The 24,733-nt window shown below is 43.7% G+C and carries 19 protein-coding genes and 6 tRNA genes; 15 read left to right on the top strand and 10 right to left on the bottom strand.

The features are described from left to right. Nucleotides 1–173 precede the first annotated feature (173 nt). From uvrY to HUO09_RS10780, 9 genes are all read left to right on the top strand, one after another. On the top strand, nucleotides 174–818 hold the full coding sequence (gene uvrY / locus HUO09_RS10820; protein ID WP_167413385.1) for a UvrY/SirA/GacA family response regulator transcription factor: 645 nt from the start codon (nucleotides 174–176) through the stop codon (nucleotides 816–818). Next, entirely contained in the window at nucleotides 818–2,650 is a 1,833-nt protein-coding gene (uvrC, locus tag HUO09_RS10815) for an excinuclease ABC subunit UvrC (RefSeq protein WP_188233991.1), read from the top strand. Before uvrY ends, uvrC begins: the two co-directional genes overlap by 1 nt. A gap of 46 nt (nucleotides 2,651–2,696) precedes the next feature. Further along, nucleotides 2,697–3,254 (top strand): CDP-diacylglycerol--glycerol-3-phosphate 3-phosphatidyltransferase, encoded by a 558-nt coding sequence (gene pgsA, locus HUO09_RS10810; protein ID WP_042488433.1) that lies wholly within the window; start codon nucleotides 2,697–2,699, stop codon nucleotides 3,252–3,254. Between the two features lie 280 nt (nucleotides 3,255–3,534). Beyond that, nucleotides 3,535–3,608 (top strand) — tRNA-Cys (locus HUO09_RS10805). A gap of 2 nt (nucleotides 3,609–3,610) precedes the next feature. Next, nucleotides 3,611–3,686 (top strand) — tRNA-Gly (locus tag HUO09_RS10800). Between the two features lie 62 nt (nucleotides 3,687–3,748). Beyond that, a tRNA-Leu gene (locus HUO09_RS10795) sits at nucleotides 3,749–3,835 on the top strand. Nucleotides 3,836–3,843: 8 nt separating this feature from the next. After that, nucleotides 3,844–3,919: transfer RNA gene (locus tag HUO09_RS10790), tRNA-Gly, on the top strand. A gap of 62 nt (nucleotides 3,920–3,981) precedes the next feature. Then, nucleotides 3,982–4,068, top strand: a tRNA-Leu gene (locus HUO09_RS10785). Between the two features lie 8 nt (nucleotides 4,069–4,076). Beyond that, nucleotides 4,077–4,152, top strand: a tRNA-Gly gene (locus tag HUO09_RS10780). Between the two features lie 487 nt (nucleotides 4,153–4,639). Here the strand turns inward: HUO09_RS10780 and HUO09_RS10775 are convergent. Then, the gene (locus tag HUO09_RS10775) at nucleotides 4,640–5,716 is read right to left on the bottom strand and encodes a PQQ-dependent sugar dehydrogenase (RefSeq protein ID WP_188233990.1); all 1,077 of its coding nucleotides are present in this window, start codon (nucleotides 5,714–5,716) and stop codon (nucleotides 4,640–4,642) included. Between the two features lie 265 nt (nucleotides 5,717–5,981). Here HUO09_RS10775 and HUO09_RS10770 point away from each other — a divergent pair, with 265 nt between their 5' ends. The 4 genes from HUO09_RS10770 to ihfA all read left to right on the top strand — a co-directional run bounded on the left by HUO09_RS10770 (nucleotide 5,982) and on the right by ihfA (nucleotide 11,524). Further along, nucleotides 5,982–7,100, top strand: a complete 1,119-nt coding sequence (locus HUO09_RS10770) for a GGDEF domain-containing protein (protein ID WP_188233989.1) — start codon at nucleotides 5,982–5,984, stop codon at nucleotides 7,098–7,100. Nucleotides 7,101–7,391: 291 nt separating this feature from the next. Continuing rightward, nucleotides 7,392–8,375 (top strand): phenylalanine--tRNA ligase subunit alpha, encoded by a 984-nt coding sequence (pheS, locus tag HUO09_RS10765; RefSeq protein WP_042488441.1) that lies wholly within the window; start codon nucleotides 7,392–7,394, stop codon nucleotides 8,373–8,375. 18 nt (nucleotides 8,376–8,393) lie between these two features. After that, nucleotides 8,394–10,781 (top strand): phenylalanine--tRNA ligase subunit beta, encoded by a 2,388-nt coding sequence (gene pheT / locus HUO09_RS10760; RefSeq protein WP_188233988.1) that lies wholly within the window; start codon nucleotides 8,394–8,396, stop codon nucleotides 10,779–10,781. Between the two features lie 446 nt (nucleotides 10,782–11,227). Next, entirely contained in the window at nucleotides 11,228–11,524 is a 297-nt protein-coding gene (ihfA, locus tag HUO09_RS10755) for an integration host factor subunit alpha (protein WP_042488443.1), read from the top strand. A 94-nt stretch (nucleotides 11,525–11,618) separates the two neighbouring features. Here the strand turns inward: ihfA and HUO09_RS10750 are convergent, their stop codons facing one another. Further along, complete coding sequence (locus HUO09_RS10750; protein ID WP_167412866.1) at nucleotides 11,619–12,392, bottom strand: phosphoribosylglycinamide formyltransferase; 774 nt, start codon at nucleotides 12,390–12,392, stop codon at nucleotides 11,619–11,621. A 319-nt stretch (nucleotides 12,393–12,711) separates the two neighbouring features. On the opposite strand from HUO09_RS10750, the gene HUO09_RS10745 reads away from it, so the two are divergent. Continuing rightward, nucleotides 12,712–13,359 carry a thiopurine S-methyltransferase gene (locus HUO09_RS10745; RefSeq protein WP_167412865.1) on the top strand — a complete coding sequence of 216 codons (648 nt, stop codon included), beginning with the start codon at nucleotides 12,712–12,714 and terminating at the stop codon, nucleotides 13,357–13,359. Between the two features lie 92 nt (nucleotides 13,360–13,451). Here the strand turns inward: HUO09_RS10745 and purT are convergent, their stop codons facing one another. The 3 genes from purT to HUO09_RS10730 form a co-directional block, all read right to left on the bottom strand. Then, nucleotides 13,452–14,627, bottom strand: coding sequence for a formate-dependent phosphoribosylglycinamide formyltransferase (gene purT, locus HUO09_RS10740; RefSeq protein WP_167412864.1), 1,176 nt, complete (start codon nucleotides 14,625–14,627; stop codon nucleotides 13,452–13,454). 102 nt (nucleotides 14,628–14,729) lie between these two features. Beyond that, nucleotides 14,730–16,043 (bottom strand): ferric reductase-like transmembrane domain-containing protein, encoded by a 1,314-nt coding sequence (locus HUO09_RS10735; RefSeq protein WP_188233987.1) that lies wholly within the window; start codon nucleotides 16,041–16,043, stop codon nucleotides 14,730–14,732. Between the two features lie 112 nt (nucleotides 16,044–16,155). Further along, nucleotides 16,156–17,031, bottom strand: coding sequence for an AEC family transporter (locus HUO09_RS10730; protein WP_188233986.1), 876 nt, complete (start codon nucleotides 17,029–17,031; stop codon nucleotides 16,156–16,158). Nucleotides 17,032–17,361: 330 nt separating this feature from the next. On the opposite strand from HUO09_RS10730, the gene HUO09_RS10725 reads away from it, so the two are divergent. Further along, entirely contained in the window at nucleotides 17,362–20,091 is a 2,730-nt protein-coding gene (locus HUO09_RS10725; RefSeq protein WP_223159392.1) for an EAL domain-containing protein, read from the top strand. Nucleotides 20,092–20,161: 70 nt separating this feature from the next. On the opposite strand, the gene cdd is transcribed toward HUO09_RS10725, so the two are convergent. The 5 genes from cdd to HUO09_RS10700 all read right to left on the bottom strand — a co-directional run bounded on the left by cdd (nucleotide 20,162) and on the right by HUO09_RS10700 (nucleotide 24,628). Next, a complete protein-coding gene (gene cdd, locus HUO09_RS10720; RefSeq protein WP_188233984.1) occupies nucleotides 20,162–21,049 on the bottom strand; it encodes a cytidine deaminase in 888 nt (295 codons plus the stop codon). A 203-nt stretch (nucleotides 21,050–21,252) separates the two neighbouring features. Next, entirely contained in the window at nucleotides 21,253–21,930 is a 678-nt protein-coding gene (locus HUO09_RS10715) for an LrgB family protein (protein ID WP_167412871.1), read from the bottom strand. Then, nucleotides 21,930–22,295: a CidA/LrgA family protein gene (locus HUO09_RS10710; RefSeq protein ID WP_167412859.1), complete on the bottom strand. Its 366-nt coding sequence runs from the start codon at nucleotides 22,293–22,295 to the stop codon at nucleotides 21,930–21,932. Before HUO09_RS10710 ends, HUO09_RS10715 begins: the two co-directional genes overlap by 1 nt. A 48-nt stretch (nucleotides 22,296–22,343) precedes the next feature. Next, complete coding sequence (gene sbcB, locus HUO09_RS10705; RefSeq protein ID WP_188233983.1) at nucleotides 22,344–23,768, bottom strand: exodeoxyribonuclease I; 1,425 nt, start codon at nucleotides 23,766–23,768, stop codon at nucleotides 22,344–22,346. A 143-nt stretch (nucleotides 23,769–23,911) separates the two neighbouring features. Further along, on the bottom strand, nucleotides 23,912–24,628 hold the full coding sequence (locus tag HUO09_RS10700; protein WP_188233982.1) for an NAD(P)H-binding protein: 717 nt from the start codon (nucleotides 24,626–24,628) through the stop codon (nucleotides 23,912–23,914). Between the last annotated feature and the right edge of the window lie 105 nt (nucleotides 24,629–24,733).

The raw sequence follows: 24,733 nt of genomic DNA, 5'->3' as shown, positions 1-24,733 counted from the left end.
TTATAAATTCTCAATTTGTGGCAATGCCTATAAATAAGTGCTTGCTAAAGTTTGGGTTTGAGCACATATTCAGTGTGAGAAAAAATCCAATTTTGAGTTAGACTAGGCAGCCAAGCTGTTATCCACTGCCTCGGTGGGTGCAGAGCCAAATAGATAAGTGTGGAGATACAAGAGTGATTAGTGTTTTCCTTGTAGATGATCACGAGCTGGTTCGCACAGGGATACGACGTATTATTGAAGACGTCCGTGGAATGAACATAGCAGGGGAAGCTGATAGCGGTGAAGAAGCGGTAAAATGGTGTCGTAACAACCATGCTGATGTCGTGTTAATGGATATGAACATGCCGGGCATTGGTGGGTTAGAAGCGACCAAGAAAATTTTACGCATGAATCCAGACGTAAAAATCATCGTATTAACAGTACATACTGAAAACCCGTTCCCAACGAAAGTTATGCAAGCTGGGGCCGCGGGCTATTTAACCAAAGGTGCTGCACCAGACGAAATGGTTAACGCCATTCGTGTTGTGAACAGTGGCCAACGTTACATCTCTCCAGAAATAGCGCAGCAAATGGCTTTGAGTCAATTCTCACCTGCTTCTGAAAACCCATTTGCCGATTTGTCCGAACGTGAACTTCAGATCATGATGATGATCACCAAAGGGCAAAAAGTAACCGATATTTCTGAGCAGTTGAATCTGAGTCCTAAAACGGTCAACAGTTACCGCTATCGCTTGTTTGCCAAGCTGGATATCGGTGGTGATGTAGAGTTGACTCACTTAGCTATTCGACATGGAATGCTAGACACAGAGAAACTCTAGTGTCAGAAGTGTTCGACTCGGTCTCTTTTCTAAAGACAGTAACTGATCAGCCCGGCGTTTATCGTATGTATAACGCCGATGCTGATGTTATTTATGTCGGTAAAGCAAAAGATCTTAAAAAACGCCTTTCCAGTTATTTTCGTAAAAAAATCGACAGTGAGAAAACGCGCGCTCTGGTCAGTAACATTGCCAAGATTGACGTGACGGTTACTCATACCGAAACGGAAGCGTTGATTCTCGAACACAACTACATTAAGCAGTATTTGCCTAAATATAACGTGCTACTGCGTGATGATAAGTCATACCCGTATATTTTTATCAGTAGTCACAAACATCCGCGTTTGTCACTGCATCGTGGTGCCAAAAAGCGCAAAGGTGAGTACTTCGGACCTTATCCAGATGCGGGTGCTGTGCGCGAAACACTGCATCTGATCCAGAAAATATTCCCAGTACGTCAATGTGAAGATACGGTGTATAGCAACCGAACTCGTCCATGCTTGATGTATCAAATTGGCCGCTGTGCGGGTCCTTGTGTAAAGAGCATTATTTCTGATCAAGAGTATGCTGAGCTGGTGGACTATGTCCGTTACTTTCTGCAAGGTAAGGACAAACAAGTTCTCGAAATTCTAATTGAGAAGATGGAAAATGCCAGCCAGCAGTTACGGTTCGAGCAGGCAGCGAAATATCGCGATCAAATTCAGGCTATCCGTCGTGTTCAAGAACAACAGTTTGTTTCTGAAGACAGCACGGATGATATGGATGTACTGGGTTTTGCGCAGGAAAATGGCATCGCCTGTATTTATATCTTAATGATTCGTCAGGGCAAAATTCTCGGTAGCCGCAGTCATTTTCCTAAGATTCCGAACAATACTTCTCAAGAGGAAGTGTTTGAGAGTTTTCTGAGTCAATACTACTTGAACCACAATGAAGCGCGGACGATACCTACTCGAATTATCCTTAATGAAGGTCTGCTAGAAGATTCAGTTCCTTTACGCGAGGCATTACAGCAAGTCGCGGGCAGAAAGATCACTTTCCATGTGAACCCTACCGGCACACGGGCTCGTTATTTGAAATTGTCGAATACCAATGCGTTAACGGCCATTACGACCAAGATTAATCATAAGATGACGATTAACCAGCGTTTTAAAGCGCTGCAAGACGAACTCGACATGGATAACATCAGCCGTATGGAATGTTTTGATATATCCCATACGATGGGTGAAAGCACCATCGCATCTTGTGTTGTGTTTAATCATGAAGGCCCTGTTAAGCAAGAATACCGTCGTTACAACATCACGGGTATTACCGGTGGTGATGACTATGCCGCGATGGGACAGGTGTTAGAGCGTCGATACTCGAAACAACTAGACGTCGAAAAAATCCCAGACATCATTTTTATCGATGGTGGTAAAGGTCAGCTTAATCGCGCCCATGAAGTGATTGCTAAATGCTGGGAAGACTGGCCAAAACGCCCGAGGCTGATTGGTATTGCCAAAGGTGTTACCCGTAAACCGGGATTGGAGACCTTGATTACCGTAGATGGTGATGAATTCAATATGCCGAGTGATGCGCCAGCGCTGCATTTAATCCAGCATATTCGCGACGAAAGTCATAACCATGCTATCGCCGGACACAGAGCGAAACGAGGTAAAACTCGCCGTACCAGTGCCTTAGAAGGTATTGAAGGTGTTGGTCCAAAACGTCGCCAAGCTTTGCTCAAATATATGGGCGGGCTTCAGGAGCTGAAACGAGCAACTGTCGAAGAAATTGCCAAAGTGCCGGGAATCAGTAATTCTTTGGCAGAAAATATTTATCAGGCATTGAAACAATAACGAAAATGCAGCACCATTAAGTGGCAGTCGACAAGAGCCTTATTATATGCGTTTTAATATTCCCAACATTCTGTCTTTACTACGACTTTTTCTGATCCCAGTATTTGTTGTCGTGTTCTATCTTCCGTATCAATGGGCTCCTTTTGCTGCTGCAATGGTGTTCTGGGTAGCTGGTTTTACTGACTGGCTTGATGGGATGTTGGCACGTAAATTAGGTCAAACTTCGCGTTTCGGCGCATTTATTGATCCAGTGGCCGATAAAGTTCTAGTCGCGACAGCCTTAATCTTAATTACCGAGTACTACCACAACATCTGGATTACCATTCCTGCCGTAACTATGATCGCCCGTGAAATCATTATTTCCGCGTTGCGTGAATGGATGGCGGAGATAGGCAAACGCGCAAGTGTTGCCGTTTCATGGATTGGCAAAGTAAAGACCTTAACGCAAATGTTTGCGCTTTGGGTACTTATTTGGCGCTACGATGACTGGATGGTTTGGTTAGGCTACGGCGCATTATATATTGCGACCTTCTTAACTTACTGGTCTATGGCGCAATATTTGATGGCTGCCAAAGACGATCTTCTCGACGAAGAAAACCACTAGACAGATAGAAGCGGGCGTAAGCCCGTTTTTTTATTCTTGGGGTTTTAGCTTTCGTTGTATCAGGGGATGCAAGCGGCAGTTTCGTGGTTGTCTATTTCAGTTATCTCATGGAAAACATAAGCTTTTTCGCTAACAAATTGACCAATTTGGTGCTTTTTGAACGCAAAATAGACAAACGATTTAAAATCAAAAAAATTGTGTTGACTCATTCCATCGAATCCGTAGAATGCATCCCGTACTCAAGAGGAACGCTAGATTAAAGCGGTTTTCTGAAGTCGAAGGCGCGTTAGCAGAGTGGTTATGCACCGGATTGCAAATCCGTGTACATCGGTTCGATTCCGGTACGCGCCTCCATTGCGACACTAGCTCAGTTGGTAGAGCGCAACCTTGCCAAGGTTGAGGTCACGAGTTCGAACCTCGTGTGTCGCTCCAAATTAAATTGATATGGCGTAACGCGGTATCAAGATGACAAAAGTCATCAAAAAGAATTGTGTGCCCTGGTGGTGAAATTGGTAGACACAAGGGATTTAAAATCCCTCGACTTTCGAGTCGTGCCGGTTCAAGTCCGGCCCGGGGCACCATACAAATTGCGACACTAGCTCAGTTGGTAGAGCGCAACCTTGCCAAGGTTGAGGTCACGAGTTCGAACCTCGTGTGTCGCTCCAAATTAAATTGATATGGCGTAACGCGGTATCAAGATGACAAAAGTCATCAAAAAGAATTGTGTGCCCTGGTGGTGAAATTGGTAGACACAAGGGATTTAAAATCCCTCGACTTTCGAGTCGTGCCGGTTCAAGTCCGGCCCGGGGCACCATACAAATTGCGACACTAGCTCAGTTGGTAGAGCGCAACCTTGCCAAGGTTGAGGTCACGAGTTCGAACCTCGTGTGTCGCTCCAGAGTAAAAGAACCTCGATTATTTCGAGGTTTTTTTATGTCTGAAATTCAGAGTACACAATCTCATGTGATAGAGCGCAAACCTTGCCAAGGTAGAGGTCACGCCTATTAGTTCAACAGAATGGGAACCTCGTGTGTCGCTCCAGAATAAAAGAACCTCGATTAATTCGAGGTTTTTTTATGCCTGAAATTCACAGAGTGCACAATCTCATTTGGTAGAGCGTAACCTTACCAAGGTTGAGGTCACGCCTATTAGTTCAAAAGAATGGGAACCTCGTGTGTCGCTCCAGAATAAAGAAGCCTCGATTTTTCGAGGTTTTTTTATGCCTGAAATTCAGAGTACACAATCTCATTTGATAGAGCGCAAACCTTGCCAAGGTTGAGGTCACGCCTATTAGTTCAAAAGAATGGGAACCTCGTGTGTCGCTCCAGAGTAAAAGAACCCTCGAATTTTCGAGGTTTTTTTATGTCTGAAATCTATCATCCAATTTAACTCTCAGGTATTAGGCGATATATGTTGCCGCTGTCGGTAGTGAAATAGATCCAGCCGTCAGGGGAGAGTTTGATATCTCTGATTCGTTCTTGCAGATCTTCCAGCAATCTCTCTTCTTTAATCGCGGATTGGTTCTCATCCATGGTAATCACATTGATGTGTGTAAGCTTTAAGGCTCCGGTTAAGAGTTTTCCATTAAGTTCAGGGTAGCGGTCGCCTCGGTAGAGTAGTAAGCCACTGGGAGCGATTGAAGGAATATAAACTTTGGCAGGTGATTTAATGCCTTCTGCTTCTTTACTTTCGCCCACATCTACTGGCCCCCAATATTCCTTACCATAGGATGCTTTAGCCCAGCCATAGTTTGCCCCTTTCTTGATAAGATTTATTTCATCGCCACCGCGAGGACCATGTTCAATTTCCCATAAGTGTTGAGTCTGTGGATCAAAGAACAATCCTTGAGGGTTTCGATGTCCATAACTCCAGATTTCGGGGAGGGTATTTTTGACTCCAACAAACGGGTTATCCTGAGGAACCGTACCATCTAGATTGAGACGAAGAATGCTTCCTGCATGGGTAGAAAGATCCTGACCATTAGGTCTTTTACCTCTATCACCCACGGTGAAAAACAGATGCTTATCAATAAAACTGATCCGGCTGCCAAAATGGCGAGAAGTGTCAGAGTTTGAAGTGGTGACTAACAGATCGTTCCACTGGATTACTTTATCGTCATTGAATTTTGCTATGGCTAATGTGGTATCAGCGCCAGTACTCGTCCGTTTACTGTAAGTGAAGTAAAACGTTTGGGGATCATAGGGAGATAGGGCTATATCAAGCAGACCGCCTTGTCCTTGCGCGGCAACATCTTCAATGTGAAGTAATTCTGTTTTTGTCCCTTTGTTTAAATCAACGAGCAGAATATTCCCATTGCGTTCGGTAACAAAAGCCTGGCTTTCATTTAAGAAACTGATACTCCACGGAACCAACAAACCTTGCATAACCTTTTCTGCTCGATATTGTGCCTGAGCAGGAATGGAAATAACGCAGAGTAACAGAAGCCACAATCTCTTTTTCATTAAACGTGCTCTTATCTTTGGCTAATACCTGAGAAAAGAATAGTTAGAAATGGAAATAGATGCTTGGTGAGACCATTTCAAATTTGTGTGTAAGTATTTCAAATCTGTCGTATCAAGCAGATAGATGTGAACCAATCTGTGCTTCAAATACAAAATTTTAAACATTGCTTAACGTATAGTGCTTAAATAAAAGACGTTAACATTACATATTTTATGGGTATATGAGTGTGAACATTTCGCACTGGTGAAAGGAACAGAAACACAGATGAAGTCGTTTGAGTGGGATAAGCATTTTGAAACAGGTCTCAGCGAAGTTGACGAACAGCACTTGTATTTGGTCGGGTTCGTTAACCAGTACGGAGGGCTGTTGTCAGAGAATAACGTGTCAACAGATGATGTGCGCAAGGCACTGTTTGAATTAGCACGCTATGCCGAGTTTCATTTCAAAGAAGAAGAACAATTGATGCGTAATGCGGGCATCGCTGAGGAGCATCTCAGCGAACATATTCAGGTTCATCGCTCTTTTATGCTTGAGATTAATAGCATGCAGGCTTTTATTGCCGACGACGATCACCGACCAGCGGTTCTGCTACTCGAATTTCTTATTCATTGGCTTGCTTATCATATTTTGGGTATCGATCAATGTATGGCTCGACAAGTCAAGGCGGTTGAAGCCGGAGAAGATCCTTTTGAAGCCTATAAGCGCGAACAACGAGAGAGAGATGCGGCAATTGAACCGCTTCTTAATGCGTTGAACGGTCTATTTCAGCAAGTGTCTGCCCGTAACAAAGAGCTGGTGCGTTTGAATCAATCACTTGAAGATAAAGTTGAAGAACGTACTCGCCAGTTGCATCGTGCCAACAAACAGTTGGAGAAGCTCTCTTTAACCGACAGCCTAACTTCTTTACCAAATCGCCGACAAGCAATGCAGCAGCTACAAGAGTGTTTGCTGCGCGCTAAAGTGGATGGCACAAATCTCACTTGTATGATGATTGACGCTGATCATTTCAAGCAAGTTAATGATACTTGGGGGCACGAAGCGGGGGATGCCGTGTTGATAACGCTTTCTCGTTGTCTAAAACAGAGGTTTCGAAACGATGATATTGTTTGCCGCTTAGGGGGGGATGAATTTTTTGTCATCTGTCCTAATACCGACCTAGAGGGTGGGTTATATATCGCACAACAAGTACTGGCGGAGATTAATCAGTTGAAAGTGTCATTCGGCGAAGATAACTGGCAAGGCAGTATCAGTGTAGGTTTGGCGCAGTATCATCCAGAAATGAAGGAATATACTGCACTTATGAGCCTTGCTGACAAAGCTCTCTACCAAGCCAAACAGCATGGACGCAATCAAGTGTGTTTCGCGAAATTTGAAAACAAATAAAGCGGGGTCAACAGGCCCTAATTTTATGGGCTAAATAGGCCTGAATTTTAATGATTCGAACATTCCTCTTGCTGGTCCAACTTATATCAAATTTTCTTGCTTAATATTTAGACGAAAGTGCGGCTGAAGCGTATTTCAATTTGGCTTTGACGCCAGCTTTCGTTACTATGTAAAGCTATTTGAGATATCCCAAGAAACCCATTCGGTAACTCTTTGTGGCTCCCTTTTTTGGAGTCGAAGGAACCCTTTTGGGCTCCTTATGGAAACTGCTAATCAGCAGACGAGGAAACGATGCAACATCTACAAGAGATTATTGCTAATGCGACAACAGCGATTGAAGCTGCGTCGTCGTTAGTTGCACTTGATGAAGTGCGTGTTCAGTATCTGGGTAAGAAAGGTGAACTAACGGTTCAACTTCAAAGCCTAGGTAAGCTACCACCAGAAGAACGTCGTACAGCTGGCCAAGAAATCAACGTGGCAAAAGCCGAAGTTCAAAAAGCGATCGCATTGCGTAAAGACGCTCTGCAAAGCGCAGAATTAGAAGCTAAGCTAGCGGCAGAAACTATCGATGTGACACTACCTGGTCGTCGTATCGAAAATGGTGGTCTTCACCCAGTGACCCGCACTGTCGAGCGTATTGAGAAGTTCTTCGGCGAATTAGGCTTTAGCACTGAGTCTGGTCCTGAAATCGAAGATGCATTCCACAACTTTGATGCGCTAAACATTGCAGAAGATCACCCAGCTCGTACTGACCACGATACATTCTTCTTCAACCCAGATTTGATGTTGCGTACTCACACTTCAGGTGTACAAATCCGTACCATGGAAAATGGTAAGCCACCATTCCGTTTCATCGCACCGGGCCGTGTATACCGTAATGACTACGACCAAACACATACTCCAATGTTCCACCAAGTGGAAGGTATGTTGGTTGATGAGAACGTAAACTTCGCTCAGCTAAAAGGCATCTTGAACGATTTCCTATGCAATTTCTTCGAAGAAGAAGTTGAAGTCCGTTTCCGTCCTTCATACTTCCCATTCACTGAACCTTCAGCAGAAGTTGATGTGAAAGGCAAAAACGGCAAATGGCTAGAAGTACTAGGTTGTGGCATGGTTCACCCTAACGTACTGCGCAGTGTTGGTATCGACCCTGAAAAATACTCTGGTTTCGCATTCGGTATGGGCGTAGAGCGTTTAACTATGCTTCGTTACGGCGTTAACGACCTACGAGCGTTCTTCGAAAACGATCTTCGTTTCCTTAAACAGTTCAAGTAATTCAAGGGTAAATACACAATGAAATTCAGCGAATCATGGCTTCGTGAGTGGGTAAACCCAGCGGTTACTACTGACGAACTAACGCACCAAATCACTATGGCTGGTCTAGAAGTCGACGACGTACTTCCAGTGGCTGGCGAATTCACTGGCGTAAAAGTCGGTCACGTTGTTGAGTGTGGTCAGCATCCAGATGCAGACAAACTACGCGTGACTAAAGTTGACGTGGGTGAAGAAGAACTTTTAGACATCGTTTGTGGCGCACCAAACTGCCGTCAAGGCCTTAAAGTTGCTGTTGCAACTGTAGGTGCTGTACTTCCGGGCGATTTCAAAATCAAAAAAGCAAAACTACGTGGTCAACCTTCGCACGGCATGCTTTGTTCATTCTCTGAACTTGGTATCGATGTTGAGTCAGAAGGCATCATGGAGTTGGCTGAAGATGCGGTTATCGGTACCGATTTCCGTGAGTTCTTAGGTCTAAATGACGTAACAGTTGATGTCGATTTAACTGCAAACCGCGCTGACTGCTTCAGCATTCGTGGTATGGCTCGTGAAGTGGGTGTTCTAAACCGCGCAGACGTCACTGAACCTCCAGTAGCGCCAGTTGCACCTTCAATCGATGATGTAGTTTCTATCGAAGTGAAAGCACCAGCGGCATGTCCACGTTATCTTGGTCGTGTTATCAAGAACGTAAACGTACAAGCTGAAACGCCACTTTGGATGCAAGAAAAGCTACGTCGTTGTGGTATTCGTTCAATCGATCCAGTTGTAGACATCACAAACTACATTCTTCTAGAGCAAGGTCAACCAATGCACGCGTTCGACTTAGCAAAAGTTGAAGGTGGAATTGTTGTGCGTATGGCAGAGCAGGGCGAGAAGCTAACTCTTCTAGATGGTACAGAAGCTGAACTAAACGACAACACGCTAGTTGTTGCTGACCACAAACAAGCTCTTGCGATTGCAGGTATCTTCGGTGGTGAAGGTTCAGGCGTTAGCACTGAAACTAAAGACGTGCTGTTAGAGTGTGCATTCTTTGCTCCAGACCATATCCGTGGTCGCGCTCGTAGCTACGGTTTGCACACTGATTCTTCAATGCGTTTTGAACGTGGAGTGGATTTCGCACTACAAGTAAACGCAATGGAACGTGCTACTCAGCTTCTAGTTGACATCTGTGGTGGTGAAGTAGCACCTGTTGTTGCGGTTGAGTCTGAAGCAGACCTACCTAAACCAAATACAGTATCACTACGTCGTACTAAACTTGATAACCTTCTAGGCCACCACATTGCAGATGCAGAAGTGGTTGAGATCTTAGAGCGTCTTGGTATGTCTGTTGAAGCGACAGAAGCTGGTTGGACTGCAACCGCACCAACATGGCGTTTCGATATTGCGATTGAGCAAGATTTGATTGAAGAAGTTGGTCGTATCTACGGTTACAACAATATTCCAAACCAAGCACCAGTTGCTGCGCTAAACATGAATGATCACAAAGAAGCGAATCTACCGCTTAAACGCGTTCGTGACCTTCTTGTTGACCGTGGTTACCACGAAGCAATCACATACAGCTTCGTTGAACCTGAGCAACAAAAACTGATCGTTAACGATGTTGAACCTCTCATTCTGCCATTCCCAATTTCTGCGGATATGTCAGCGATGCGTTTAGGTCTTATTCAAGGTCTGCTAAACACCGTTGTTCACAACCAAAAACGTCAGCAACCACGTGTTCGTCTGTTCGAATATGGTCTACGTTTCATCCCATGTGAGACGGCAGAAAACGGCATGCGCCAAGAGCCGATGCTTGCAGGTGTTATTGCGGGTACTCGCGGTGAAGAGCACTGGGGTATTGAAACGGCAACGGTTGATTTCTTCGACTTGAAAGGCGATCTAGAAGCTATTCTCGAGCTCTCTGCGAATGAAAAAGCTTACAGCTTTGCTGCGACTCGTCATCCTGCGCTACACCCAGGTCAATCTGCTGCGATTATCGTAGATGGTAAACAAGTGGGTGTGATTGGTACTGTTCACCCAGAACTTGAGCGTAAGTTTGGCCTGAACGGTCGCACAGTAGTATTCGAAATCGAGTGGAATGCAATTAATTCGCGTGTGATTCCTGAAGCCGCTTCTGTGTCGAAGTTCCCTTCAAACCGTCGTGACATTGCGGTTGTTGTTGATGAAAACATTGCATCTGGTGATATTGTCTCTGCTTGTTACGTATCTGGCGGCGAACTTCTAAAAGAAGCAAAACTGTTCGATGTATACGTAGGTAAAGGTGTGGAAGAAGGCAAGAAGAGCCTTGCTATCGCACTGACGCTACAATCAGTTGAACGTACGCTGGAAGAAGCGGATATTGCTGCAGCAGTAGAAGCTATCGTTAAAGCGGTATCTGAACAGTTTGGTGCTAGTCTACGTGACTAATTTCAACTAAATATATTCACGCATAAAAGCAGGTTGTATAACCTGCTTTTTTTTCGCTGTAATGTTGAGAAACCAACATTGAATTGTCTCCAGTTTAGGAAAAATGTAATTTATTGATAAATATCTAAATTGTTCTGGTATGGTCGAAAAAATTTTCAAAATCATGCAATAAGATTAAAATTCTTAAAAATAAACGCATTTAAGTTTTTTTGCGTTGTTTATGTTTTTCATTATCGGTTTTTTAGTTTTAAATTATGCTCCCATCAGAATTATATGTGTGTGATTTAATGCTTTAGCAAGTTCGCGTTAAATAAAAAAGTTGGCGAAAATCATAAGCTTGGCATACACTTTTCTCGTAAAGCTGATATGTCGTTGATTGGCTAAGCAAAATTGCTCTGGCGCTGTCGTAGGACAGCAAGGTTTAACATAGCTTTGAGGGAAGTTTTATGGCGCTCACAAAGGCCGAATTGGCTGAAAACCTGTTCGAAAAACTCGGGTTTAGCAAACGGGATGCCAAGGAAACGGTTGAAGTGTTTTTTGAAGAAATTCGTAAAGCACTAGAAAGTGGCGAACAGGTAAAACTCTCCGGTTTTGGTAATTTTGATTTACGAGACAAGAATGAACGTCCTGGTCGAAATCCAAAAACGGGTGAAGACATTCCGATTACCGCTCGACGAGTTGTTACGTTCCGTCCGGGGCAAAAATTAAAAGCCCGCGTTGAGAACATAAAAGTCGCGAAATAGTCGCCAGTATTAGACCACGCCATATCGCGTGGTCTTTTGTTTTATATGAAGTGTTCTATGAAGTATCAACCACCTTTGACGGTGGTTGAAGTTTTTATGCTGCTTGAATATGAGTGGTGATGTAGGGTTGCCAAGCCTGCTGATAGAGGTTTTTCGATTCACTACGCATACGTTTGATCTTGGCTGTTTCGAGTGAAGTTAATGGACGTTGTTCTCGTTTTGCAACACGTTCAATGTGCTGGATTTGTTCATAAAGCTTATGCTCTGCGCCACTCTTTACATCGGCAATCGCTTTTAAGTGAAATTGCACTTCCGCAATAATACCCGTCTTAGGTAACTCGATAAGAATATTCAAATCGCGATAGCCAGAAGGAGCGGGAGATTTAAAGCGATTCTTCACTTTAACTATCGTTGCTTCTTTGCTTAGTGTCTCATACGCATCCATAAGACTGGATACATCGTTCGCTACAATGGTTGCTCGTGCTAAGTCGGTGATACGAGTGACGTCACCATCAAGTTCGGTAAGAACTTTTACTTTGGCTCGCTGAGCAGATTTCACGCCCGCAAAGTAGGCTTCGGTTGAGGTTAATAGCGCAGTACTTTTACATAAGGTTTCGAGCTCTGCCTGCGCGTAGTGTGATTTGCTGTAAAGAACATCGAAGTCGGTATAGGGTTGATATACGGATTCTTGTGTGCTGGAAATAGAATATAAACCGCTTAAGCTGTGTTTAAAGCGCTTAGAGGTGAGTTGATTTTCAAATTCACCGCCCTGTGCCTCTGCTGGCATGGTAGGGGGCACAGCTGCGAATGCCGGTGCTCGGCTCAATACTAGAAGCATTAAAGCCGCAGTGCGCAGGAACTGGCTCATTCACTCTCCTTGGTTTGTGCTGAAAAATCAAAAGTGGCATTTAAAGGCGCGTTTTTCAGTTAACAAATTTCAAGAAGCTGTATTAGTGAAATGGGGCTGTATGCGTTGAATTCAATCTAAGCAGCCGACTCAATATAGTTATTGTCTATCAGTTCACATTTTTAGCTTGTGTAGATAAGAGTATTAACTGGTGTTTAGAGTTCCCTAATCGGTTGTAAATGAATGTTTCTTCTTATGCTGAGTAAAATTTGACTATCTCTGTAAATGAGAAATGGTTAACCTTATGCGGTAACAAGCTAAACATATTTAGAGAGTGTTGATGAAAGATCCTGAATTCTGGCACAGCAAGTGGGCGTCCAACCAGATTGGTTTCCATCTTGAAGACGTCAATCCGCTATTGATAGAACACTGGCACAGAACCGAGCCTAAAAGAGAAGAAAAAGTCTTTGTTCCTTTATGTGGTAAAAGTGAAGATTTAGTGTGGTTGGCAACAAAGCATAATCAAGTGCATGGTGTGGAACTAAGCTCTATTGCTGTTCGTTCTTTTTTTGCTGAACATTTTTATACTCCGTTAGTGATTCAACTGAATGCGCACCACGAGTTGTATCAGTTTGACGAACTATCGATTTACACCGGTGACTATTTCACAGCGCCTGTAGAGACATACGATATTGTTTACGATAGAGCTGCGCTTATTGCGTTGCCTGAAGAGATGCGTAAAGAGTATATAGAAAGACTCAAGTCGTTGCTAAATCCAGGGGGACGTATTCTGTTAGTCACTTTGGACTACGAACAACACGAAATGGCTGGGCCTCCGTTCAGTGTTCCTCAAGGTGAAATAGAGCAACTGTTTGCGGAATTCTCGGTTGAAAGGTTGCATCAGGATAGTGCGAACGCACAGCATCCAAAAAGAGCCAAAAAAGGTTTATCGAGATTTTCAGAAGAGGTTTGGTTGATCAAAAACTAAATCCTGAAACAAAAATAACCCAGCAATGCTGGGTTATTTTTTTAGTGCTTAACCTTTACCAAGAGTGGTCGTGAAGGTTTCAGACGTTGAGATTAGTAAACTATCTTCACAGCTTTCGCACATTCTAATGCTTTGTCTACCGCTTCGGTTGTATCTTTACCACGAGCAAGTGCGACACCTAAGCGGCGTCGACCATCAATTTCTGGTTTTCCAAATAGGCGGATTTGAGATTGAGGTACTGACAGTGCTTCTCCAATGCCATCAAAGCGGATATTGGTTGACGTGCCTTGACCAAGAATCGCAACTGAAGCAGACGGACCATATTGGGTAATTTGACCAATAGGCATACCTGTAAAAGCACGAACGTGTAATGCAAATTCCGACACATCTTGAGACGTCAACGTTACTAAACCAGTATCGTGTGGGCGAGGAGAGACTTCGTTAAAGATAACATGATCACCTTTGACAAATAACTCAACACCGAAGATACCGTATCCACCAAGGGCGTTCACGATTTGCTCTGCAACATACTCTGCGGCTTTAAGCGCGTTTTCAGACATTGCTTGTGGCTGCCATGATTCACGATAGTCACCATCCTCCTGACGGTGGCCTATTGGCGCACAGAAGTGAACGCCGTCTACAGCACGTACGGTTAATAAAGTAATTTCGTAATCGAAGTCGATGAAGCCTTCAACGATAACGCGACCTGCGCCAGTGCGACCGCCTTCTTGTGCATATTTCCACGCAGTATCAATGTCGGCTTCCGTTTTAATCACGCTCTGGCCTTTGCCTGAAGAGCTCATTACTGGTTTACAGACACATGGAATACCGACGTGTTGAACCGCAGCAACGAAATCTTCATAACTATCTGCAAACTTAAAAGGAGAGGTCGGCAGAGAGAGCTCTTCAGCGGCCAAACGACGAATACCTTCTCGATTCATAGTGAGGCGAGCTGCTCTCGCTGTAGGAACTACATTTAGACCTTGTGCTTCAAGCTCAACCAACTTTTGAGTGGCGATTGCTTCAATTTCAGGAACCACGTAATCAGGTTTTTCTAGTTCGATGATCTTCTGAAGTGCGTCGCCATCGAGCATGTTAAGAACATGGCTGCGGTGAGCGACTTGCATTGCAGGGGCATCGGCATAGCGGTCGCAAGCAATCACTTCTAGGCCTAAGCGTTGACATTCAATGGCTACTTCTTTACCAAGTTCACCAGAGCCAAGTAAAAGTACACGGGTTGCATTGTCACGTGTAGCAGTCCCAAACATAGTTATTCCTTTTAATTGTGTAGTAGTCACTAAAAACTGCCGTCATCATACTGGAATATCCCGCAAAAGCAAACGTTTGCGCTGTTTTCGTCTGAGAGCTAATTATCGCATCACAAACCGTTCAGAATGAAAGTTCCGCTTGCTAAGTCCTAAACCTAAAAGCCTATTTTTCAGGGTGTTACCAAAATTGATAGGCCCACAAAAACTGATACTAGCTTCGGATAAATCAACGTGTTGAGCAACTCGGTCCGCACACAAGAATTCATTGTGGCTAGCGGTATAAACATGCAACGTCACACAAGGTAATCTGCTTACCAATTTTTCCAGCAATTTGACAAAGTACGTCTGGTCATCATTATCACGACAGTAGAACAGATCAATATGTCTGCTGGTCGAACGAGGCAGGTGAGCCAAACTGTGTAACCATGCGATAAAAGGTACAATACCGATGCCAGCACCAATCCAAACTTGATTTGATGATTTTGGTATTTGGAAGCGACCATAGCCGCCTTCGACAGCAACCTTTCTCCCCACAGACAAATCGTCATAGAGGTCATGGGTGTAGTCACCGAGATCTTTGATCGCGAACTCCATCTCTTGGTTGTGGGAATCGTAGTTAAGCACCGAAAACGGATGTGGAGCTTCGCCATCATTGAAGTTGAGATAAGCAAACTGTCCTGGACGATATTTCATCATTTCGTTGAGCTTTATTTTCACATGCAGCACTCGAGATTGACTTGCTTGATCTTGAATGCGTTCGATGGCCGTCACTTGACCAGCCACTGTGCGCGCACGACCAATGGAGCCTGTTAGTGAAATAAACGCAAAGATTGATCCTGCAATTGCGGCTAGCCAAATTAGTGAGTTAAGGCCAGCTGAACTCCATTGATAATCAAGTAGAAACACACTGTGAAATGTTCCTGCGAGGAAAATAGCACCACCCAGTTTGTGTATGAGACGGAATTTTCGATAGCTGATCGCTTGGATAAGACTGATGGCTACAAACGCGAGAAAGACATAAAAAGTGTATTCGCCTACCACTTTTGCCCAGTGAGTCCAGTTGATACTTTCAACGAACTGGCTCAGACGTTGTCTTTTATGTTGGCCTTCAATGATCTCTAGGCTGACCAACCATTTCGCTGATTTAATCAATAACCAATGCATCACCATAGTGACTAGAGCACCAATCCCCATTTGTTTATGAATGGCGTAGCCTTTATCTAGCCCATGTACGTACTCTTCGATACTTGGGATTCGCATAGCCAGCAACATTGCTACAGCCATATAGACAAAGCCAAGTGCACCTGTAAGCATGGTGAGTTGATGACGCCAGTAGAAATAATTGGCATCGGGTTGCCATGTAAGCCACACCGATGGCAGCCACAACAGAATGATGAGTAAGGTTATTTTTTTCATGACAATTATTCCACATGTTTCCTATGGTTTAATTGTAGTTTCGCGACTTCAGTGAAGATAGCGACTTTATATAGTTTTACTCTTGTTGACCTAAGTTTACATATCGCATTCTCTATAGTGAGAAGGCAAAAATGAGTAACAGAGGTAGAGTAAAAATACTGAGGAAATTACCAAACAACACCATGGAGGCGACATTGGTTGCTTCAATCTTATATCGCTCCGCAAAGAGATAGTTCATTACTGCTGGTGGAAGCATAGTGAATAACACCATCATTTTTAACTGCATCGGCGGTAGTGGAATGAAGTAGTAAATACAGGCAAATGCTATTGCACCTGTAAAAAGTGATTGAGCGGTTGAGATCAGTCCCACTTTCAAGCCGGACATTTTCATGTTGGTCATCTGTGCGCCCAATGATAGCAACATAACAGGCACGGCTGCCTGCCCAAGAAGTTTTGTTGCTTCATACAGTGGTTCCCAGACATTGGTTCCCGACAAATTAAAGCCCATGGCCGCGGTAGCGGCGATAAATACTGGTGCTGTAAAAATCTGTTTAAATGAGCTTCCTTTGCTTAATACGGCTAATCCGAGGCTGATGTGTAAACAAGCAGAAACAACAAACAGCAGTACCGCAGAAGAAAGCGCTTGTGAACCGAAAGCGTAGGTGAACAAAGTAATGGCCAAGTTACCACTGTTTCTGAACATATGCAGAGGGGCCCAGGCTTTAAAGTTCCAGCCACCAAATTTGCATATCGGAATCATAAGTAACCCGGGAATAAGCACGGATACTAATGAAGCATAAATAAGGGGAAGTTCTTTAGCGCTAATTGGCATGGTGGAGAGTGAAGAAAATACCAGAGCCGGAAGAAAGGCATCCATGTTGATTCTGTTTATCGGACGAAAATCAGGTTTGAGCCAACGACCAACAACATAGCCAATAATGACAAGCGCCATTACGGGGAACAGTATCCGAACAACTTGTTCAAACATAGGTATCCTTACGAGTGTTTGACACGAAAAGAAAGTAAAATTATCAGGCTATTAACTCATCGTCATGGGCATAGGCATTAATCTGTGCGCTTTGTATACAAATGTTGATAGGGTGTACATCTGCTTATCGCTGTTCAAGTAAACGACCCGACAGAGAAATATTAAATTGACAGTTTTCATTGTAAGAAGATACCCAATAAGAGGTATTGGTTCCAAATACTTATAGATTTTATATTTTATTTCATATTGTAATTCGACGTTTATCATTAAATTCTTAGCCAATTTGTGTTATTTGTATCGCAAATGTTAACTTGAGAGTTGAAACGCTACTTGAATACACCATCTCGCTTACGCTTTGTTACTCTGCATACGAAAACTGCATTTTTATTTGCGGTTGGACTTGCTAGCATCATTTTCAGTAGTCTTTTTCTCACCCGCTATTTCTTTCTCTACAGTCTCAATGAACTGGAAAATATTGAGATTCATAGAGCTAGTTCACAAGCTTATGCCGTCATTGATTCATTGAGTGTTAGGCAGGAAGAAGCCTCCCATGACTGGGCTTACTGGAGTGAGGCCTACGATCTTCTCACACAATCGGATACCGGTTTTGAAGAACGCAACTTGTATATGGATAGTCTTGACTCGCTGGGGCTCGATTTCATGTCCTTTATTAATAGTCGACATGAGTATGTGACTGGCCTTGGGCGGGGTATTGAGGACCCCAACAGCTTCGCACAGAAGCTGCTAGAAGATAAGGGGATTGCTCAACATCTCAATAAAATGAAACACGTTCTGGACAGCAGTAAAAGCGGTATTTACGGGTTAATCCGAGAGGGTGACGATATCTGGGTGGTCAGTATTACCCCCGTGCGTAACGGAACTCGTGAAGCTGCGTTTGCCGGATGGATGTTGTGGGGGCAGCTTTTGTCGGACCGTTTCCCTTCGGACTTTGCGGGAATCTTAACTGCTCAAAACTCTATCGTCACATCTCTTGATGAGATCAAGCGTGTGCCTGAACACATTCATCAGGAGGGCATTGGTGATATCGATATTTTCCGTACGGACTCAGAGCTCTACCACAACACGCCACTTAATAGCATTTCTGGTGAAAAAATCGCTGTTTTAGAAACACGTGAGCCTCGTACCTATTACCAAAAAGGTGAGTCGGTTTTTTACTACCTGATTATTGCTATTAGTCTGGTAGCAACCTTTGTTTCTATTATTGTGTTTATTCTGTTCCGTAATAACGTGGGTAAAAGATTCAGTTACTTTGAACAGGACATAAAAGCGCTGATTTCGAGTGAGGAAGTGAACCTTGAAGGCCATAGGGATGAGTTTGAACGCATCACGACTTTGGTACAGTTTTTGGCTAACAACTCCTCAAAAACAGAAGGTAAGCTAAAAGATACGTTGCAAAAATTCGATGCGCTATATCACAGCCAAACACTGGGTATGGTGCTTGTGGTCGATCAATTGATTGCTGACGTGAACGAAGCATTGTTAGTTTTGCTTGGATATCAGCGCAGTGATTTGATAGGTCAACATGTGGAAACGCTGTGTGCTCACAGTAGTGATTCTATTTGCAGCGCTGAACAACTGTTTATCAATTTGAGTCAGGGCTTACGTCAGTTTGAAGCGGGTCTTAACAACTGCTATGGCGAAACCGTACACTGTGTGATTGAAGCGACCCAATTTGAACAAGACGGCAAGATGGCTGTTATGTTGTCGATAAAAGATATTAGTGAACAGAAACAACAAGCGGTATTAATTGACTCCTTAACTCATCGAGATTCGGCAACAGGACTATTGAATCGTCCGACTGTGATCAATCTTATCAAGGGCTTTTTCCACAGTTCAGATCAAGAACAGAATTTCTCAGTCGTCTATTTCAACGCTTCTAGGCTCAAAGAGATCGATGAAGTTTACGGACATCTGGTTCATGACAGCGTTTTAAAACACCTTGCTGATAATTTGCTGAGTCGTTTTGGTGACGAGTTCACTGGCCGAATCAGCGAAAATGAGTTCTTGGTTTGGTGTGTTGAAGAAGACTATCGCCAACTAGAAAGAGTGGCAAACAGATTGCTAGATAGCTACTCATCAAAGATCAGTGTTTCTGGTTTTGAGTTCGATATCGGTTTAAAAGCGGTGTTTGTTCGTTCTTCTTCGAGCTTTGCGAATTTTGAGGACTTCAGCTATGTCGGACTTTATGCGTTAACAGAGATTAAATCGACAGGTAGAAAGGGGCTGGTGACCGTTGATGATAATCTGATTAAAAGGTCACAAGAGTCGCTAGCTTTGAATCGCGACATAATGAAAGCACTTAAAAGTGGTGAAATTGTTGCTTATTACCAACCTATTGTGAATGCAAGTAACGGTCAGGTGGTTGGTTTTGAAGCGCTGGCAAGATGGCACCATCCTACACTAGGTATGGTCTCTCCGGGACTGTTTGTGCCGCTAGCTGAACAACGCCGATTGATCGTTGAGTTAGGCGAAGTGATTCTTGAACAGGCGTGTCAGTTTATCAGTGATATTCAGCAAAAGAGCACCAGTTCTTCGCAAAACAGGTTGAGTATCCATGTGAATTTGTCGACACCTCATTTCCACCATAAGAGTTTGGTGGAGACTTTAGTCAACCTGATAGAGAAATACCAGTTGTTACCGGGACAACTGGTATTGGAGTTAACGGAAAGTATTTTGTTAGGTGCTGAAGACGAGATCGTTGAACGAATGGAAGCGATTAAATCTTTGGGTGTTCAGCTTGCGCTGGATGATTTTGGTACGGGGTACTCTTCATTTAGCTCATTGTGTAACTTCCCGCTTGATATCATCAAGCTTGATAAGTCGTATATTGATAATTTAGATGTTAACGACAAAGCAAAGACCTTAGTCAGGAACATTATTCATATGTCTCAGGAGCTCGGTATGACAACCGTGGCGGAAGGTGTCGAAACCGCTTCTCAGCTTCGTAAGTTGAATGTGTGGAAGGTCGATGAAATTCAGGGCTATTATTTCTTTAAACCTATGGATAAAAACCAAGCTCTAGAAAAGTTTGCCAAGTAGGTTTGATGAGACAATCACTGAAAACAAAAAAGCCAGACGAGTGTCTGGCTTTTGCATTACTAAGGTTCGATTAAAGCGCGATATAGCTTAGTTGCAAAGAAGAACTCAGTGACGCAAGCGTCGCTTGTGTATCGATAAAGTGACTCACACTGCCTTTCTCAAGTTCAGCAAGTGTTGCAGCTTCAATGTTGTCAAAAGATTCGCCAGCCATTCTCATTTGAATCAAAGCTACTTGAAGTGGCGGCAAACTTGGGTTGAAAGCTGCGTTTTCAGCATATGCGCCCAAATATGTTTCACCTGATGACGATTTCAATGCCACACCACTTAAATTTTCAGAGTAAGGGGCATAGCTGCTGTTGAGTGCTGCAACGGCAGATTGCATCATTGGCTCTAAGTCTTCGCCGTTGTAACCGTGATCGTTTTTGTGCATGAGTACTTGGGTGATACCTAGGTCGGCTGGGCCGAAGGATTCTGGCAAGTAGTATTGCAGAGAGTTGGCATCACGTTTTGGTAATTGGATCATCAAGCTTTTAGAAGTGGTGAGCTCATTCATGAACTGACGACAGTGACCACAAGGACTGTAATTCACTGTGATATCACTGATACCTTCTTCACCTTTCATCCAAGCGTGGCTGATAGCGGCTTGTTCTGCGTGAATGGTTTGTCCCATCTGAACTTTGGAGAATTCCATGTTGCCACCGAAATAAATGCGGCCAGACAATCCACGAGCCAGAGCTCCAACATAAAATTTCGAAATAGGTACATAAGCATATGCTGCCGCGATAGGCAGTAACTCAATACGAAGGTCTGCGTCACTCATTCCTGTAACGGAAAGTAGTTGCTTAAATTGGTCAGGAGATAGAGTCGCGTCAAAATCATCAGCTAATACGATTGGCGACAAAAACTCCGCCATCGGCTTTTGCATGTTTGCTAATGCCTGTTCAATACGGCCTTTCATAGTTATTCCTAATAAATACATTGAGCTTTAGTGTAGGGAAATACGTTAGATTTACTGCGATCAAAATCTCATTATAAGATGCAACGGATTACATGTTTTCATAATTAGAGTGATGTCACACATGTGAACTAAGAAGTAGGGAGTTAGGCTCAGAGTTTAAGATAAATACAATCTGAGCCCAATTCGTTAGCGATGCCAATGAGTTAGTGAACAAACCAGAGTACAAAAGCAAATAGGCTAGGTGCAAGAACTGAGGTAATGACGCCACAGACGACTAGGGCAAGCGAGCTAAAGGCCGCGTCTTTCTGGTCTTTTTCCGCGCAAGTTGCCGTACCAAGTGCGTGAGAGACGTTACCCATGGTTAAGCCTCGAGCGATAGGATGCGTAATGCTTAGCAGGTTATATATCGGGTACGCCACAATGGCGCCAAATACACCGACCAGCAGTACCATGATGGCTGCAATAGCTGGCTCTCCGCCTAAATTATTTGCCACTTCCATCGCTATTGGTGTGGTGACGGATTTGCCCATTAGTGCTGCAATTAAAGCGATATCAACATTCATTGACGCGGCAATGATCCCTGTTGTCAGCATAGAAAGCACGCTTCCTACACCACAGGCAAGCATGATGATTTTCCAGTTTGCTCGAATCTGAGGGAGTTGCTCATACAAAGGATAAGCTAAGGCAACGACAGCAGGCTGCAGCATGTAGTTTACCCATAGGTTATCTTGCTCGTAAGTCTCGTAAGGGACTTTTAAAAATATGAGAGCAGGTATGATGATGCCAATGCTTATTAATAGGGGATTGGCAAAGGGTGAATTCAACTTGCGAGCGACCCATCTAGAGAGAAAGAACGCTGCAATAGTGACCAACAACCACATCATTGCTCTCCTTTCTTCAAAATGCGATCAAGAGAGAATGCTAGGATCACAAGCACTATGGTGGTGCCACCGATGGCACTGGCTAAGATAGGCCAGATGTTGTTCAGCAGTATGTCGAAATGCACCATAAGACCGACACTGGTCGGAATGAAAAGCAGAACCATATAACGAATGAATAAGCTCGCACTTGGTTTTACCCAAGAAGAAGGTAAGAGTCCGCTCGACATAAGTCCAAACAGGATCAACATGCCAATAATGCTACCAGGAATAGAAATGCCTAACCAAGATTGAAGGTTATTACCTGCCAGTAAACAGAGAAATATCATTCCCATTGATACCAGGTATTTAAGTGCGGTTTGAGCCATGAAACGTTGTTGCCATTTATATGTATAGGTAAACCTAGGGGAATGCCCCTAGGAAACGAGTTTTGAAACGTATTGATAGACAGATTTTAAAATAGCGATTTTCTTTTCGTCACTCTCATGCTCATGAACTAAGTTTTCTAAATTGAGCATGTAATCTTCAATTCGCGATTCATAAAAATCGCGACAGTGATTCGCCCAGCGACGCTGTTCATTTTCATCCAGTGTCCATGGGAAGTGGCGGGCACGATAGCGGAACAGCAAAGGTTCAATTCTTTTGTCCGCAAAAGTGATATCCATTGCTGCTAAATTTTCCGCTGGCGTACTACGGATAATCTCCATTGACGCTTTGTCCGCCGGAGAAAAGAAGCCATCGTACAACTGTGTATCCACATCGGTGTTCTGTTCATATTCACGTTCAATCGAAAACAGAGCAACCAGCTTTTCTCTGATTTCTGGGTGTTGTCTAATCAGTGCCAAGTTCTCTAAACACTGTTCGCGATTGATGCCTATCTTCTCTGCATTTTCAGCCGTCAGCGTTTTTGCCGGTGCCAGAATAGGACACTTGTTGAGATGCACTAACTTAACAGGTACTGGCAGTTCGTCAGGCGCAAGTTCGTCGCGTTTTGTATATAAGCGCGTATGTAATTCTTCACTGGAAAGCTCAATTAACGGCTGAGGGTCTTTGGCTAAGTCAGCCACGATCACAGCATTTTGATTGGTTGGATGCCACGCAATAGGCACAATCCAACTGGTGTATTGGCACTCTCTGCCTAACATTCCAGAAACATGCATGAGTGGTGTCATATTGACGATATCCACCAACTCATTGAGCTTGCGTTTATGCCGCATAGTAAAGAAGTAATCAAATAGCTTTGGTTGTGCCGCTTTGACTTTCTTGGCCAGCTCAATAGTAGCAATCACGTCAGCCATCGCATCGTGCGCATTTTCGTGTTCAATACCGTTAGCTTTTGATAAGTGTTCCAGTTTGAAACTGGTAAAACCTTCTTCGTTTTCAGGCCAAACAATACCTTCAGGACGAAGAGCATGACAAGCGCGCATCACATCGAGTAAATCCCAACGCGAGTTGCTATTCTGCCAGCTCCAAGAATACGGGTCATAAAAGTTGCGATAGCAAGTGTAGCGCGTTACTTCATCATCAAATCGGATACTGTTGTAACCAAGGCTGGTGGTATTTGGCTGAGATAGTTCGTGATGAATACGAGCAATGAACTCTGGCTCAGGTAGACCTTGAGCCATCGCCTTTTGTGGCGTGATACCTGTAATCAGTGCCGCTTCGGGTGCAGGTAAATAATCACTAGGTAATTGGCAGTAGATGACTAATGGTTCACCGATAATATTAAAATCCATATCGGTACGTACGCCAGCAAACTGACTAGGACGATCTTTCGCTGGGTTAGTGCCCCAAGTTTCATAATCGAAGAAGAAGTAAGTTGGCGAATTTTCCTGCTGCATGTGTGATTACCAAATCGCTGAAAGATTTAAAGGTATTAGAACATCCCCCATACGACTAAGCAATCACCATGGTGTGTTACAAGCCTATGTTCAGTAACTTATGCCACCGTCTGGCTAACTATTAGGCAAGTTAGCGTCTGCTATTAACCGTATTTCTCAAGCAAGTGGTGCATCGCGATGCTATCGAGTACAGAGACATGTTTTGATTCTGTATCGAACAAGCTGTAAAGCATGCTTCTGGCTACTACTTCTGCGGTGATTGGAATAAGATTTCTGAGTTTTCCAAACAACAAGTATTTACCGACTCTCATAAAGTTTTGTAGCAGAACTTCATCGGGGCGAGTGATTGCGCGTTTACCCACTAGCGGTCCCGGTCTGACGAAAGTGACATGAGTAAAGCCGATTTGGCGAATGGTTTCTTCCATGCGACCTTTGCAACGTAAATAGTGAGAACGTGATCGTGCATGAGCGCCGTAACTAGAAACAACCGCTAACCTTTCAACTCCAAGCAGTTTCATTTGCTGAGCGACATGACAAACAAGTTCTAAATCGACTTTTTCCAACCCTTGTTTTGAACCCGCCTGCTTTAATGTCGTGCCGAGTGCAATGATCCCTAACTGTGGGCGAGTGTCTCTCTCTTCCCAATGTTTTATACTCAGTTCTGCATCAATAAGTTGGGTTAACTTGCCATTTGCCGCGGAGATAATCTCTGGCGGAAGGGGCTTTCTGCTTAGGGTGAAAATATGTTCAAGAGCATGCTCATTTAAAGCTATGTTTAGACAAGATGAGCCAACTAGACCCGAAGCTCCCGCGATAATGAGAACGGGTTTGCTTGTAGCGGTAAAAGGGGCGTCTTTCATCGTTGCTTCCATTTATTTTAGTGTCTTGCTGTGAAATTAAGCTAATTACTCGACAATATACAAGTATTTCATTTATTGAGCCTTTGTAGGTTTGGCGTCTAATGG

Origin of the sequence: Vibrio sp. Y2-5, assembly GCF_014596725.1 — a bacterium.
In the GTDB taxonomy this organism is placed as follows: Bacteria; Pseudomonadota; Gammaproteobacteria; order Enterobacterales; family Vibrionaceae; genus Vibrio.
Note: the sequence above shows the minus strand (reverse complement) of the source record. Positions and strands in the feature narration are given on the sequence as shown.

Coding starts and splice junctions, on each gene's coding strand:
- pgsA (WP_042488433.1), top strand. CDS start 2,697: ATGCGTTTTAATATTCCCAACATTCTGTCTTTACTACGACTTTTTCTG.
- HUO09_RS10775 (WP_188233990.1), bottom strand. CDS start 5,716: ATGAAAAAGAGATTGTGGCTTCTGTTACTCTGCGTTATTTCCATTCCT.
- HUO09_RS10770 (WP_188233989.1), top strand. CDS start 5,982: ATGAAGTCGTTTGAGTGGGATAAGCATTTTGAAACAGGTCTCAGCGAA.
- pheS (WP_042488441.1), top strand. CDS start 7,392: ATGCAACATCTACAAGAGATTATTGCTAATGCGACAACAGCGATTGAA.
- pheT (WP_188233988.1), top strand. CDS start 8,394: ATGAAATTCAGCGAATCATGGCTTCGTGAGTGGGTAAACCCAGCGGTT.
- ihfA (WP_042488443.1), top strand. CDS start 11,228: ATGGCGCTCACAAAGGCCGAATTGGCTGAAAACCTGTTCGAAAAACTC.
- HUO09_RS10750 (WP_167412866.1), bottom strand. CDS start 12,392: ATGAGCCAGTTCCTGCGCACTGCGGCTTTAATGCTTCTAGTATTGAGC.
- HUO09_RS10745 (WP_167412865.1), top strand. CDS start 12,712: ATGAAAGATCCTGAATTCTGGCACAGCAAGTGGGCGTCCAACCAGATT.
- purT (WP_167412864.1), bottom strand. CDS start 14,627: ATGTTTGGGACTGCTACACGTGACAATGCAACCCGTGTACTTTTACTT.
- HUO09_RS10735 (WP_188233987.1), bottom strand. CDS start 16,043: ATGAAAAAAATAACCTTACTCATCATTCTGTTGTGGCTGCCATCGGTG.
- HUO09_RS10730 (WP_188233986.1), bottom strand. CDS start 17,031: ATGTTTGAACAAGTTGTTCGGATACTGTTCCCCGTAATGGCGCTTGTC.
- cdd (WP_188233984.1), bottom strand. CDS start 21,049: ATGAAAGGCCGTATTGAACAGGCATTAGCAAACATGCAAAAGCCGATG.
- HUO09_RS10715 (WP_167412871.1), bottom strand. CDS start 21,930: ATGTGGTTGTTGGTCACTATTGCAGCGTTCTTTCTCTCTAGATGGGTC.
- HUO09_RS10710 (WP_167412859.1), bottom strand. CDS start 22,295: ATGGCTCAAACCGCACTTAAATACCTGGTATCAATGGGAATGATATTT.
- sbcB (WP_188233983.1), bottom strand. CDS start 23,768: ATGCAGCAGGAAAATTCGCCAACTTACTTCTTCTTCGATTATGAAACT.
- HUO09_RS10700 (WP_188233982.1), bottom strand. CDS start 24,628: ATGAAAGACGCCCCTTTTACCGCTACAAGCAAACCCGTTCTCATTATC.